The organism is Terriglobia bacterium (assembly GCA_020072645.1).
Classification (GTDB): Bacteria; Acidobacteriota; Terriglobia; order Terriglobales; family Acidobacteriaceae; genus Angelobacter.
In genome coordinates this window covers 220,708-234,852 of sequence record JAIQGK010000001.1, presented here as the reverse complement: position 1 = coordinate 234,852, position 14,145 = coordinate 220,708, and the positions used below count along the sequence as shown (strand labels likewise).

Annotated in this window: 8 protein-coding genes; 3 read left to right on the top strand and 5 right to left on the bottom strand. The window is 52.9% G+C overall.

The window, feature by feature from the left end:
• The first annotated feature begins 738 nt into the window (after window positions 1–738).
• Both LAO76_01025 and LAO76_01020 read left to right on the top strand, forming a co-directional pair.
• On the top strand, window positions 739–2,244 hold the full coding sequence (locus LAO76_01025) for an undecaprenyl/decaprenyl-phosphate alpha-N-acetylglucosaminyl 1-phosphate transferase (protein MBZ5489497.1): 1,506 nt from the start codon (window positions 739–741) through the stop codon (window positions 2,242–2,244).
• 249 nt (window positions 2,245–2,493) lie between these two features.
• Window positions 2,494–2,751 carry a hypothetical protein gene (locus LAO76_01020; GenBank protein MBZ5489496.1) on the top strand — a complete coding sequence of 86 codons (258 nt, stop codon included), beginning with the start codon at window positions 2,494–2,496 and terminating at the stop codon, window positions 2,749–2,751.
• 275 nt (window positions 2,752–3,026) lie between these two features.
• Here LAO76_01020 and LAO76_01015 read toward each other — a convergent pair whose 3' ends face one another.
• Window positions 3,027–4,493 (bottom strand): NF038129 family PEP-CTERM protein, encoded by a 1,467-nt coding sequence (locus LAO76_01015; GenBank protein MBZ5489495.1) that lies wholly within the window; start codon window positions 4,491–4,493, stop codon window positions 3,027–3,029.
• 12 nt (window positions 4,494–4,505) lie between these two features.
• On the bottom strand, window positions 4,506–7,409 hold the full coding sequence (locus LAO76_01010) for a lactonase family protein (GenBank protein MBZ5489494.1): 2,904 nt from the start codon (window positions 7,407–7,409) through the stop codon (window positions 4,506–4,508).
• Window positions 7,410–7,651: 242 nt separating this feature from the next.
• Between LAO76_01010 and LAO76_01005 the strand changes: the two genes are divergently transcribed.
• The gene (locus LAO76_01005) at window positions 7,652–10,615 is read left to right on the top strand and encodes a tetratricopeptide repeat protein (protein MBZ5489493.1); all 2,964 of its coding nucleotides are present in this window, start codon (window positions 7,652–7,654) and stop codon (window positions 10,613–10,615) included.
• A gap of 174 nt (window positions 10,616–10,789) precedes the next feature.
• Here the strand turns inward: LAO76_01005 and LAO76_01000 are convergent, their stop codons facing one another.
• The 3 genes from LAO76_01000 to LAO76_00990 form a co-directional block, all read right to left on the bottom strand.
• Entirely contained in the window at window positions 10,790–11,341 is a 552-nt protein-coding gene (locus LAO76_01000) for a hypothetical protein (GenBank protein MBZ5489492.1), read from the bottom strand.
• A 423-nt stretch (window positions 11,342–11,764) separates the two neighbouring features.
• Window positions 11,765–12,928, bottom strand: coding sequence for a hypothetical protein (locus LAO76_00995; protein ID MBZ5489491.1), 1,164 nt, complete (start codon window positions 12,926–12,928; stop codon window positions 11,765–11,767).
• On the bottom strand, window positions 12,873–13,649 hold the full coding sequence (locus tag LAO76_00990) for a hypothetical protein (GenBank protein MBZ5489490.1): 777 nt from the start codon (window positions 13,647–13,649) through the stop codon (window positions 12,873–12,875). Before LAO76_00990 ends, LAO76_00995 begins: the two co-directional genes overlap by 56 nt.
• Window positions 13,650–14,145 lie beyond the last annotated feature (496 nt).

Genomic DNA, 14,145 nt, shown 5'->3' with positions numbered 1-14,145 from the left:
CGGTCGCTTTGAGCAGCGGCGGTCGCAAGCGCAAACATGCAAAAAGAAAGGTAAGGAGATACGGCTCGTAACACAGTTTTCTCTAATCGCTCAAACCGTTATTTGGCACAATAATATGCCCAACGTACGATTGCCAACATAAATCAAGGCTGCGCTTTAGCGGCTAGGCACAAGCACTTAAGGCATGTCTTATCTTTTACTGAGCTGTGAAACTATACCTCACCAGAACGCAATTTGGCTAGCGGTCGCCCCTCGGGCGTTTTCCCGGTTTGCAGGCCACGTCTATAGACTATTCACTCCTGAGATGGCCCGACAGTAAGACCCTAGGATTGCCTGTTTTTTCTATAATTCTCTTCGCAAATTCGAGCGCTGTAGCATTACCGCGAACCGCAGCCATCGTCCACCTTACTTGTCACAGGTCATCCAGAAAGCCTTGAGCATCGAATCGACTGATGAAGCATTTCTCAGACCGTTACGGCCGATTCCGCTCGGCTCATGTCGCATGGCCAAGACAAATGGCATAACCCGGATGAATCAGGCGCAATCAATGAATCCCCAAACAAGCTAGCTCTCTCAGCACAACATTAACTTCCTCTAAACTTCCTCTAAATATGAAGTTGTTCAAAACTACACAAAAAACTTATTCCCAAGTTGCTGCTCATTGTGTAGTATTAGTTCGCTCAATCCCGAAATGAAACAATTTTAACTGTTCGAGGCAATAGCTCGGCTAGACGTTCTATGTTGATTTATTTGGCATTGCTCATCATTTCAGCAGCCATGGCGGCAGGTCTGACGAAAGTGGTCAGGGATCGCGCTAACCACATGGGGCTGGCTTTTGGGCCGAGTTCAGCGCGTCACATTCACGCAGCTCCGATTCCTCGGCTGGGTGGTGTAGCAATCTTCTTTACCTTTCTAATCATTTCTTTTCTTTACTGGCTTACTACCAAGCTCGGCTTCGTCCATGCCCCTAAGGGCTATTCTCTCCTCTATATTCTGATCCCAGCGAGCGGACTCTTTCTGGTTGGATTGCTTGATGATCTGCTCGGTATGAGCGCGAAGTTGAAGCTGGCGGCTCAGGTGGTCGGAGGGGCTGTTCTCTACTTCAGCGGATTTCGTCTGGCCTGCCTGCACAGCCTGGGAAGCAATCACTATGTGGGCGCGGCAGTCTGCTTTGCCTTGACCGTAGGCTTTGTTGTACTGGTCTGCAATGCCATTAACTTGATTGACGGGCTGGATGGGTTGGCCGCTGGAGCGGCCTTGTTTTCCATGGTCACGATCTTTACCTTTGCCTTGGTAAACGGGCGCCATGGGTCTGCACTGGCGGTAACCATCCTGGCGGGCGCGAACCTGGGCTTTCTGCTCTTTAACTTTAATCCCGCATCTATCTTTCTCGGCGACTCTGGAAGCCTGTTCATAGGGTTCATGCTGAGTGGGCTGGTGATGTCGGAATCTGGGCAGCAATCCAATCCATGGCATTCCATCCTCGTACCGATAATTTCGCTCGCTTTGCCGCTCACTGACCTGGCCCTTACGATAGTGCGGCGCTATCTTTCTGGGCATTCTCTCTTTGGCGCTGACCGTGGGCATATCCATCACAAACTTCTGGAACTGGGGCTAAGCCAACGTCAGGTTATTGCGATTCTGTATGGCGTTTCTGCTCTATTCGCGGTGATGAGCCTGACCTTTATTTATCCGTCCCGGCTGGTCGCAGTACCGGTGGTGGCGATCATGGTTTTGTTTCTCTTTTTCGGAATTCGCCGTCTGAATTATCAGGAATTCGGCGAACTGCAGAGGTTTGCACTCCGGCTGCGGCAGCAAAAGCAGGTCGCGGCATCCAACATTGCATTGCACAAAGCGGCAGACCGGCTGGAAGCCGCCAATGGCACTCCGGCGATTGTCGCGGTGCTCGAAAATTGTCTGCTCTCAGAATTCGACAGCTTCAAAATCATCCTCGATCCGGGATACTGGCTGACTCTTGATGATCAGCCGACCAGAGCGCTTGAGAGATCCTGGTCGTTGCATGGCCAGCAAGACAAACTGGTGCTCATGATGGACCTGGTAACGTCGGAATATGGGAAGATCGGACGTCTTTTCCTGGTACACAACTCGGGCAAGCGGCTGCTGGTCGACTCAAGTCTGTTGCAGGACGAGTTTCGGCGCGCCTTGGGATATGCACTGGAACATTGCATTATCCATACGTCCGCAGATGAGGCGCATAGCAAAAGCATGGCCTACCACGCCTGAGTTTCAAGTTAAGCTGCGGAGGGACAGTAATTCTGATGGTGTTTGGCCAGCGAAAATTCTTCTTGAGGTAAGCCGTTCAGTCATGGCCAGGATCCTAATTAAACCACGCTCGGTCGCCGAGTTGAATCTTGAAAGATGAATTTAAATGCTTGTTCGCATAAGGATCAGGCAAGAGAGACAAGGCATCCTCTGTGCCAAACGTAATTTCGCAGTCGGGCCAGTTTTACAAATACGGAAAAAAAGGACAGTATGAAGAGCGAAGCAGAGATCTCGCACCTTTGGCAACTCGCGCACTTGAAATTTTATTTTGGCGAAAAACTGGCTGAATACTCGATGCAAAGCGTGGACAATTCTGCGATCGAATTTGCCCTCGACCCGGAAGCAGAAAGTGCAGTGTTCGGAGAGAAATCGGCGGAAGATGATGCTGAAACTGAAAGCTTTCCGGAACAATCGAGGAAGGAACCAGTTGCTCCGCAGGGGCTCAATCCTTCAACCCGAATTGCGTGATACTCCAGGCGTCCATCTTTTGGGCGTTTCGGTTTAATTCCTTGTCATGGGAAGACCAGCTTCTGGCAATTTGCCCGGAGGGATCTTGCCGACAACTTAAGGTGGGAATTGGACAGTCTTGCCCGGCGAAACAGGTGGATTACGCACATAGCCTGCGACTTCGCACATAGGGCCCAGCAAAAGATAAGGCCAGTAATGACAGAACGAAGGACGACTACGTCCTCCCCTCACTTCGCTACATCATGTATCAGCGTTGCCCATTTTGGGGTACAAAGCTAAGGTGCCTGATCGTGGGGCACGGCGCAGGTGCTGTCAACGTTTACCACGTTCCCCGCAGCGTCGGTGGCCGTGCTCGTAATGGTGTAAATCCGCCCGTTTGCGGTGCCCAGACGATCAGCCCTCAACTGAACGGTCCGCGGCCCCAGACCGCTTCCGGTAATAATGATGTCAGGATTGTTCGGATCCATTGGCTCGCTACTGGTACCTGTCACGCTAAATGAACTCATCCCTGAGAGCAGATCGGCGGCCGAGATGGTTGTTACCGTGACGAAATTATGGTTCGGTGGCCAGAGTATACAATTCGCGGCCGGCAACCCGGAAAGCGCCGGCGGTGTCTTGTCTATATTGATACCGCCAGCCGTCGCCGAAGCCACATTGCCCGCCAAGTCCTGGCATGTGCCCGTAACCTGCTGGTTCGCGCCCTCGGAAGTCAGTACCGTCGACGCAGGAGGACTGTCCGAAGCCAGGCCGGAAAGGGCGTCAGAACAGGCAAAGCTTACTGCGACGTTGGTGTTGTTCCAGCCGTTCAGATTTGCGACGGGAATACGTGCGCCTGTTATTGAAGGTGGAGTCTTGTCGAGTTTGACTGTAAGTGTATGCGCGGGCTCAACATTGCTCGCGAGATCAGTGGCAAAGAAGCTGAAGTTCGTAATACCTTCAGTGAAGACAGTTGCAAAGGCGGAGCTTGCGGCAATGATGGTGCTTGCGATCGGCTGCGCGCCTGTAGCGCTGATGTTAAGTTGCCGTACGCCCGAGCCGCCTGAGTTATCTATGGCGCTGAAATTTACCGTTACATCACTGTTGTTCCACCCGTTGGTGTTGGGTAGCGGAGAAAGACCTACAGTGCTTGTCGGAGGAATTCCATCGATGGCAACGACTTGAGGCTGCCCAGTTGCCACCGCGGTCCCGCCGGCCACTGGCAGACGCTGGGGATCGCTGGCGAACGTCTGTAGAGTCGGATTCGGTGAGTCCAGGTCGATTGCCAGGAAGACGTCAAAGAACAAGCCGCCTTTCGTAGGCATCGCCTTAAAAGCCTGGTCCAGGATGGAGAACGCGAAATGGTCCGGTGTACTTCCCGCTTCGACGCTTCCGGTGAGGGACAGGGTGAATGTTAGCGTGCTTCCCGGAGTGAATTGCTGGCTGAAAAAATTCAGGAAGCTGGAATCGGACAGAGTTACGGACGAGTTAATGTCTCCGCTAGCCCCTCCCATCAATGTCGGGCTTCCGGAAGATGCGCCGCCGCCAAACTGGAAATTACTGAGGACAGCCATGGTGCTGCTGTTTCCCGCGCCACTTCCATCCGTGAGCTGAAAAGCCAGGTAAAACGGACCGGCGGGATGACCGACTAATTGCGACGTGTCCATTGTCACCGTGACGAGCGTGTCGGCGTGAACAAGGCCGCCCATGACGAACAAAACCGCCAAGAGACAGCCATTGCGAATTGACCAAGCCTTAAAAATCATGATGTGCTCCTTTTACTGGTTCGGGGTTCCGCTTAAGACTCGTGTCGTATAGGCAATGCCAAATGGGTCCTGCGATGCGAAGACCAGTGGCACACCGGCGGAGCCGCCCTGAGGCAACTCGCCGCCTACCAAGTTGAAAACGAGCGGAATGAGATAACTTCCCATCGGAGAGGTCGTACCACAATGGGTGACAAGCTGGTTCCCGAGCAGCCCCTTCGAACTGGTGGGAAGCCCGTCAAGCACCAAGTAAAGCGGCCCAGGTATGGCTGGTCCAGAATTGCTGACGGTGATGTTTTCCGAATATTCGTAAGTAGTGAACGGCAGAAAATTCATGCCTGAGCGCACGACACGCACCTGACTTGAAACGTCTGTTGCGCCGCAGGACTGGCCTGTTGGTGGTGTTGTATTTACATTTCCACCTCCGTTGATAATCGCACCAGTAAGTGCCAGGGATCCGGGCTGAGCTCCCGCAGGGAACGTGCCGACCAATGTCAATGCACCGTTGGCGGGATTAATGCGATAGCTCCCAACGTTGCCATCCGTATTGTTCGATACCAATACAACAGCTCCAGTCGCGTCAACCGCTATCGAAGCAGGGAAGCGGCCTGCTGGAAAAGGGGAGCCTGGAGCAGGTGTCAAGCTACCGCTGGCCGGGTCGACTCTGAATGCAGAGACGCTCCCTCCTGCGTTCGCTACAAACGCGAACTGACCTGATGGATCCAGCGTGATCCACCACGGACAAAAGCCTGCTGGAAAAGGTGAGCCGGCGATCGAGGTTAATGCCCCCGTCACAGAATTGATGCTGTAGGCCGTAATACCATCGCTGCAATTTGCTATATAGGCGAATGCGCTCTTGTGGTCGATGACGATTGCTTGCGGGGTTACTGGAGTTGGGAACGGAGATCCGGCAATTGGCGCCAGTCCTCCGGTCAAAGAATTGACTACGAAAGCGGACACGTCGTTGGAATTCCGATTGGTGACGTAAAGAAACTTCCCAGAAGGATCTATTTTCACTGAATTCGGCAACGTTCCTACCGGAAACGGAGAGCCGGGGATTGGCGACAGAACACCTGTTGCACCGTCAATCGCATACACAGAAATGTTATTCGAGCTAGCGTTAACCACATACAAAAAACTACCTGCAGGATCTACAGTCAGCGCGAAGGGTTGCAGACCTGCCGGAAAAGGAGATCCCGGGATTGGCGTCAGGGCACCAGTGGCAGGATTAATGGTGTATGCCGAAACGCTGTCTCCAAACCAATTCGCGACATAAGCAAAGCGGCTGCTGGGATCTACTGCCACAGCAATCGCCCCAGAGCCGGCGCTAAAAGGCGAACCCGGCACGACGGTTAACGTTCCAGTAAGCGGATCGATGGCGTATGCTGACAGGTTACTTGACGCAAAATTTGTTTCATAAGCAAAGCTCTCCTTCGGCGTCGGTGCAAATGAGAAGTTGTCTAGTATTGGAAACCCGCTCAAGGCAGAGAAATCTACAGAGTCAATGGGAATTGCTGAAACAAATCCAACAAACGCGCGGTTAGGATGGGTCAGAGACGCGACCTGAAATCTGGAACTTCCCCCAGCCGTGGATACCGTCACCTCAAATGGCGAGGCATACTGCAGAATACTCATGATGTCCGTTCCGAACGAGGTAACACCTTTAGGAAGCGTCACGTGGATATGGCTGTTGGGCCCGCCTTCCCCGGATGGACCGATCGGAACCGGCGGCCCAAGCAGGATGGCACCGGAGCTCCAATCGTAAAAAGCAGGGCCAAAAAGTGGATCGACCACAATAAGTTCAAACTGGAGCCTATTGCTGGGTTCTTGTCCTGCAAAGTTAACTCCCGATAAAGTCAGCCCTGAAGGTGTGTCAAAGAAAGTGAAGCTACCAACAGGAGCTATTCCTTCAAAGTCAATTGTGGAAGTTATCTGTCCTGAAACAGCTTGGAGCCACGCTTGACGGTTCGTGAATGAAGTGAATGCCTCGTTTCCCCGGATCGTCGCCACACCAGCGGGGCCAAAAGCTATTGCATCCTCATTGGTGAGGAACGTCAAAGAAAAACTGGACACGGATGTTCGAAAAAAAGAGGCCCCAGGAGGATTACCCAACCCGGCCTCGGTGCTGGTAGCGACCCGGTTTCCCGCGCGCCATGTCAGAAGATTACTATTCCCTCCTGTCAAAACGAGGTTCGTGGTGGCTGAGGACAAGTTGAAGTCCCGCGTTGTGGCTGTAAAGAAAGATTCCGTGGCCGGAACATCCGGATTAAAAAGGTTTACATTTACGCGAAATTGACCCACGAACGGATTGGCATTTGTAGTGCTTAGCGTGATGCTGTAGTTTCCTGTCGCATTGTCAAAAGTCATCAGCAAACCGGTGATGTCAATGGGGCCAGTATTGTCCCCGACCGGATCAGCAAATGAAATCGTTAGATTCCCCGACGGCGTTCCGGCGGAGGGCAGTGGTGTCGGCAAGGGCGTAGGCGTTGGAGCAGGCGCTGTTACGCCAGTGCCGCTCAGAAAGACTGTTTGCGGTACACAGCCAAGCGCACAGCCCAGATCTTCAATCATCGCCGTGCCAGTTCTTGAACCAATTGCCGTAGGTGCAAACACAATATTCAGATTGCAGCTTGAGTTTGGCCCAAGGCTCCCGAAGAAGGGGCAAGTGTCGCCAGATCCTATGCGAAAATCGGGGGTACTCAGCGTTATTTTGAAGCTAAGGGAGAATAAACTGCTTGGATTGTTAATTGGAATCATCTGCGGCGCGCTCGGTGTCCCAACAGCCTGATTACCAAAGGTCGAGGAAGACTGGGCTATGGCAGGCATACCCAACCAGCAAACTGACATAACCAAGCACAAAACAAAATTTCTCTTGCGATAGCTACACACCACAGACTTCTCCTTATTCTTTACAGCCAATGCAATGCTCCATTTAGGGAACGCACAGTGCTTGAGGGGTCGCTCAAAGCTACTCAGCCTTAAGCTGCCCAAGCTCGACACGGGAAGATAGTTCAGGGTTTGCTTTCCTAATTTAGCGTTGTACAATCCCTCTCACCGCCCCGCTACCGTTCAGCTACTCACACCAGCGGTGCAGTAAAACACCCCCTTCTTGCAACCGGCAAGGAAACATCCGGTAAAAAATTGGTAAAAGTCCCAAACGTATGCAAGGAAAGCCCATATACGAATTCGGACGGTTCCGTTTAGATCCCGCAGAACGTCGTCTCTTACACCAAGGACAGCCGGTTAGCCTGAGTCCTCAGCTTTTTAGTTTGCTGGTAGTGTTTGTCGAGAATTCCGGCAAGCTTATTTCTAAGGAAGCACTAAGAAATAAGGTTTGGGGAAATGCTTATGTGTCCGAAGACGCGCTTAAGGTGATCATCGGCAATCTCCGCAAGGCAATAGGTGAGAACGGTGAACGCTATATCGAAACCGTGCGTGGCGGAGGTTATCGGTTTATGGCGCCGGTCACAATAATCGAAGAAGTGAAGCAAGATCTTATCGAGGCGGATCGAGAGCCGGCCAGCTTTGACTCTTCCAACATTTCTGCCACTAGCGCAAACACAGCGGCTGCGTCTTCTACGCCTGCACCCAAGATCCGGTCTTTATGGGTAAAAACTGTCGGCGCATGCATGATCGCGGCCTTGGTAGTCGCAAGCGGGCTGTACTGGTCTAGAGTCCGCGAAAAAGATCGCCTGCGAGTTCCGACAAAGGATCAGCTTGTCGAGCAACAGGCACGTCCCTCCGTTGCTGTAGTTGGCTTTCGCAACTTATCGGCTATGCCAGGCAAAATGTGGCTCTCCACGGCTTTTTCCGAGATGCTGAGTACCGAGCTAGCCGCCGGTAAAGGGTCGCGGGTGGTGCCTCCAGACCGGGTGGCCAGGGCCAAGCGCGAACTCACCATAAATGACAATGAGAATCTAAGCCCTGAAACCCTAGAAAGAATCCATAAGAATCTGAGCGCCGATTTCATCGTGGCCGGTTCCTACACTGTGGTGGGAAGAGGCGAAAACAGCCAGATTCGGCTCGATGTTCGTGTCCAAAACACAAGGACTGGGGAAACTGTCGTCTGGAAAAGTATTGTAGGCAAGGAAAAGTACCTATTCGGTTTTGTCTCCGAGGCTGGCAGAGTGTTGCGCACCAGCCTCGGTCTGACCGAACTTCCACCAGAGCAGGCCAACACTATTAAGACCCTCTTTCCTTCCAACCCTCAAGCAGCGGAAATATATTCCGAAGGGCTGGAAAAACTCAGGTCATCCAACTTCCTGGAGGCCCGCAATCTGTTTCAACGCGCGCTGGCGCTGGAGCCACGGCATCCTTTGATTCACTCCGCTCTCGCGGCAGCATTGTCAAATCTGGGATATGAGGTTTTGGCCCGCCGTGAGGGAGAAAGTGCGGTGTCATTGGCAAGTACCCTTCCTCTGGAACAGCGGCTTTCCGTAGAAGGACAATACCGCCAGAGCACAAAAGAGTGGGACAAAGCGATTGACGTGTACAGAACACTTTTCAATTATGTTCCGGATCGCCTGGAATATGGACTCCAGCTTGCCAACACTCAGACCAGTGCTGGCAAGGGTGTCGACGCACTGATTACTTTGGATGCTTTGCGGAAAAATCCCGTATTCCAGGATGATGGTCGCGTGGACCTGGCCCAGGCGTCCGCTAAGCTGGCGCTCGGCGATTTCAAGGCATCTGACGAAGCGTCACAGCGCGCAATCGCGAAGGGCAATGCCGCGGGCGCGCGTACGCTAGTAGCCGAGGCGTTCTCTATCAAAGCAAGTGCTGACCGGTATTCTCGGCTGAATGACGCTGCCATTTCAGCCAGCGAGCAGGCTGAGCATATTTACGAGCAACTTGGAGACCGTGCGGGGATGGCGAGGGCTCTCGTCTTGCGGGCCGGGGCGCTCAGGGACAACGGCCCTGTTGCTACACGAAAAAAAATGTACGAAGACGCCATCGCTGTCTTCGAGCAGATTGGTAACAAGAGTGATAAGGCGCGAACGCTGAACGCCTTGGCCGGGGTGTATGAAGACCTGGGCGACATGCAAACTACGATAGTCATGTATGAGGCGGCGTTGCGGCTGCGCAATGAGATCGACGACAAAGCAGGAACCGCAGTCTGCCTGAATAACATTGGCACGGTTTACGGTATCCAAGGCGACCTGCAGCGTGCTAAACAAAAATATGAAGAAGCCCTGGCATCGTTCAAAAAGCTGGATCACAAGCAAGGCATTGTACTGGCCACAGGAAATATTGCCGGCATCCTTGAACGTCAGGGGGCACTTACGCAATCGAAAGAACAAAACGAGCAAGCGCTGGCCCTGTCCCGAGAGCTCGACGCCAAAGATAATATCGCGAGTCATCTGGAAAACATCGGCAACATCCAACTGGCTCAGGGCGACGTAAGTGGCGCGCTGACTTTGTTGCGCCAGGCCCTTGCTGAAAGTAAAACCGGACACAACAAGTTGCTTCAAGCAGGGATTCTGAACAGCCTGGGAAAAGCTTTAGCAGCACAGGCCAATTTTGCTGAAGCCGAAGAGGCACATGCAGAAGCGGCTGCGCTGATCAGCCAAGTGGGCGGAAAACTTTCTCATGCAGCAAACCAACTTGGAACAGCTGAGCTAATGATTGTGGAAAATCACTATGACCAGGCAGAGATAATGGCCCGAGAAGTTGTGAAGGAGTTTGAAAAGCAGCGCGAACGAGATGGGCTTCTCGAAGCCAGAGAAGTTCTTGCCCGCAGTCTACTCGGCACTAAGCAATGCACCGCTGCCAGCGAAGAGATTGGGCGCGCTCTGACATTGGCAAGACAGAGCCAGAACCCGAGACTTCAGGCTTCCGTTGCCATCACGGAGTCCCGCATTCAAGGCGCTTGTGATCCCGGCTCCTCCTCAAAAGCGAAGGTACGCCTGCTGAGTGCGATGCGCGATTCGCAAGCTCGTGGCTTTGTAGCGCTCGCCCTCGAGTCCAAGCTCGCCTTGGTAGAACTTGAAGCGAGGACGGGATTCTCTAATACCAGTGACAGCATGGTGGCAAGTCTTATTCAGGAGGCGAGCGCGAGAGGGTTCGCCCTCATCGTGAATCATGCGAAAGGACTTCAACCGCGACCTTTATCGGGGTCAAACTAAGTAGCTGCCTAACCAGTATTCAATCGGCTGAACCACCCAGAGAAAGGTTCGGACGATTCGCGCGCGAGGCGATCATTGATCACCGCCCGGAGGATTAACAAACTGCCCATTTTAGGATGTCGTCTGTGCCGTCAATTGGTTGCCAGATTCCACACCATAGTTGTGCCGGTCCCCTCATGCAATGCGATCGAGAACTTCCCTGCCCTCGCCGGAAACGTCAGGACCGAATCGCTGATTCCCTGCCTCTTCCAATTGCGCACCATAAGCATTGCGCTCTTTCTTGCTCTCACGTACCGGCAGCAATCCCGCATGACTTGGCGGGAATACAAAGTGATAAACAAAGTCCAGCCGCTCCTCTGTAAGGCGATTCCCTACAACATCCCTCGTGTGTTTCCGGCAGAATTCACAGAAGTCTTCTGCCTCGATAATGACCCTCACGGCCTTTCCGGTTTCCACCTGTCTTGCCTTCAGCCATCCGCGCGAGATCCACTCCTGAATTTTTTCTGGGCGAACATGCAGAGCTTCCGCTAACGTGTACACAGTGAAATTATCCTTGCCCATCTTCGCATTTGCCCCCATGCGCTGGAGCATGTGCCAGATTGAACTCTGTGACCGACGCATCAATCTGGCGATTTCATTTACGGGATGTAGATCAATCAGCTTCAATAAGCGCTGCTGTTCCTGCTCTGACCACATGCGATAGGGCCGTCGCGCTTGGATGCCCATGCTGCGAACGAACCTTCGGCAGGCCCATCTGGGGTTTCCAGATTCCGCCACCAGTCGTGAAATCAACAAACTCACTTCGCTTCCACTGGCATTCATATTCGCTCGCACGAGGTCGCGTGCGGATTTTGACCAGCGAAACTCACGGCGAGAATTCCTGTCTTTGATGTTATCCGTGTGACTCGCAATACCAGGCTCGGTAGCAGCTAATTTGGAACTATCGCTGTACTGAGATAACGGAGGCGAGGTCAGGGCATTCTCTTCTTGCGAACTGTCACGTTCATGGCGATTCGAGTTCATCGTTGACTCACGTAGTTCTACACGAGCGCGAGCCTCAAATGTGTGGCGCTATCGGAGCAGATACACCTAATGGCGAAACCCAGGAAAATGAGGCGTGACGAACCAGGTGTTGTTTTTTCAGGAAAGCTATCGGTTATCAACCACTTTGAAGGTGAACCGGTCTGTTCTGTCGGAGGAATGCAGGTGCACGGTGTAGTAGGTATCGGCTTTCAACAGATCGACTGGAACCACGATCTCTACGACCGAGCCGTTGTCGGCTCGCGTCGGCTGGAGAAAGTTCTGTGTCATCAGCGTCTGATCCCCTGTGAAGGTCTTCAATTCAGCGCTGTAGGTTGAATCTTTCGCTGTAGGGGTAAGTGGAAGTTCAAGGCTAATTGCCGGCGAATGGAGATGCAATGAAATCTCCGGGATGCCGGCCGTCTCAGTTCCGCGGACCCTCTGATCATCCCGAATCAGGGCATAGGAGATGATCGCGCGAGCAGCTGTCGGTGACAACTGCTGTTGACTCCGACGGGCCAGCTCGAGTTTTTGTTCGAGCTCTTTAACCTTGTGCGAGTAGAATGCAGTCGCCAATCCCCAGCCAATGAGAGCGATAGCTAACCCTGCAAGGACGTACTCACGAAGGGTTATCCGAAAGCTGGCGAGCTCGCGCCAAGCCATCCAGGGACGAGTCAATTGGAACGCTGAATGATAATTCAGGCTCAATATAGCCTGAGGCGGCCTCTGTCCACCTGTCGCAACCGGTATGATTTTAAACTCCAGTTTGCCCGCGCCGAGTTTCGCTGTTCCCCTTGAGGACTCAAAAGTGTTATTTACGTAGGGAATGAAGTGGGTCGCTAAGAGGAGGTCACCGTGTTCGTCATGACCCCGTATTTCGATCAGACTGGCGCCCGCGTCAAGGACAACCTGCAATTGGTGTTTCTGTGTCAAATCAAGCTGCGCGTGTTCCACGCCATCGATCATGATTGTTACGATGCGCGGATTTGCGTTACGTCGGCGCGCGTCCGTCACTGCCAACCGCCGCTGAATCTGATCCAGGTCCTCCTGGGACAACTCAGGGGGGCGCGGTGGTTGGACATTATTATCGTCACTCTTTTCTTGTTTGTCAGGCATAACAAATCTTGGCAAGGCCAGCCTCGTTTCTGGCGCATCGAACGCCAAGTCCTCCATCAGTTGGTCGTAGCACGTGGGTTCTATCAAGATGTGGCAGCATCTCAGCTCACTTTCGTTCTGATCAGTATCGGCAGACTTCTGTGCCGCTTTGAGCTTGATGTTGCCATTTACGCTCACGAATTGAGCGCAGTGTCCTTGTGTGCTCCAGGGAGTGAAGACACTTCAGAGAATCTCTGACCGCGTTGACCCATTGTTCCTGATTGTCTGAGGTTTCAAACCTAAGTTCTCCATGGTCCACCCGGGCTATCTTTAACAAACCGGCAAAGCGCTCGCTCATCTTATCCATCAGTGCAGATTTGGCTCGGCGATATTCATCTGGCCCGAGAAAACGGGACGTAAGCATTTCGTATAGACGTTGTGCTTCCGAAGTACTGTAGTTGTGGAGTAACCGGCTCACACCGACGTTGACGTAGAACGAGGACAAGGCGGTTGTGATCTGTATCAGGTGTTTGATGTAACGGATTGCCATGCCCCCTGATGAAATGGAGCCGGCTTGCTCCTGGGCTCTTTCGTCTTGCTCGGCTTCGAACATGATCAGCCACTGCAACATGTCCATATCGCTGCGCGCAATCCGCCTAACTGGCCGCTCTGCGTGCTTATCGCGCCAGTACAGTCTCTTCATTTCGCGTCGGCTTCGTGCACGGATCTTCTCTAGTGCACGGGTGAGTATGCCAATTGCAGTCACACGATCTGGAATGAGGAAATAGGCAAGTTCAAAGCCTCTCTGGAGCAGTTCGGCGGGCGCATCGGACTTTGTTGCGTCCCAATTACGGACCGGTAGTACTACCCGCTGCAATTGGGATGAAAAGCTTGATCGTTGTGATGGTCCACTGCGCATTTCGCGATTCCACTCTTCGTTTCGGAAAGAGTGAGTGAGAGTGTACCGCAATAGTCGCGCTCGGAGGTGTGGCACTGTTGGACTAATCGACTTCGGCCCGCTGCTTTCGGTAATCGCCAGCATCCGCCAAATCTGGTGCAGCCATCACGAACGCCAGCCAAGCCAATAGAAGCTCAACCAGCGTTTGGGGCAGGCCTTTGTCTGCTGGCGAGTTCAACGTGTGAGGCTTCAATGAAAGGGGCCATACAGCGTGGCACTATTGGACTAATGGCACATTCAGCGTCAACTCTGGATTGACATCCCAGGGCTGGTTTCCTATGATTCCCACTATACGGCAGATCTCAGGAGTTTGGGACAGTCTCTCATGCTGAAACTCTCTACCGTGCTTTCCCGAACACCCGCTAAGGTGGATCCCATCTGCTTTCGACAATGCAATTTCTTGTTCGATAAGGTCTGTCTGAACGAAGCCAGCCAACTCTTTTTTGGGAGAAATTTA

Bases quoted from the DNA above. Each gene is read 5' to 3' on its own strand.
- LAO76_00990 (MBZ5489490.1), bottom strand. From the start codon at position 13,649: ATGCGCAGTGGACCATCACAACGATCAAGCTTTTCATCCCAATTGCAG.
- LAO76_01025 (MBZ5489497.1), top strand. From the start codon at position 739: ATGTTGATTTATTTGGCATTGCTCATCATTTCAGCAGCCATGGCGGCA.
- LAO76_01015 (MBZ5489495.1), bottom strand. From the start codon at position 4,493: ATGATTTTTAAGGCTTGGTCAATTCGCAATGGCTGTCTCTTGGCGGTT.
- LAO76_01020 (MBZ5489496.1), top strand. From the start codon at position 2,494: ATGAAGAGCGAAGCAGAGATCTCGCACCTTTGGCAACTCGCGCACTTG.
- LAO76_01000 (MBZ5489492.1), bottom strand. From the start codon at position 11,341: ATGGGCATCCAAGCGCGACGGCCCTATCGCATGTGGTCAGAGCAGGAA.
- LAO76_01005 (MBZ5489493.1), top strand. From the start codon at position 7,652: ATGCAAGGAAAGCCCATATACGAATTCGGACGGTTCCGTTTAGATCCC.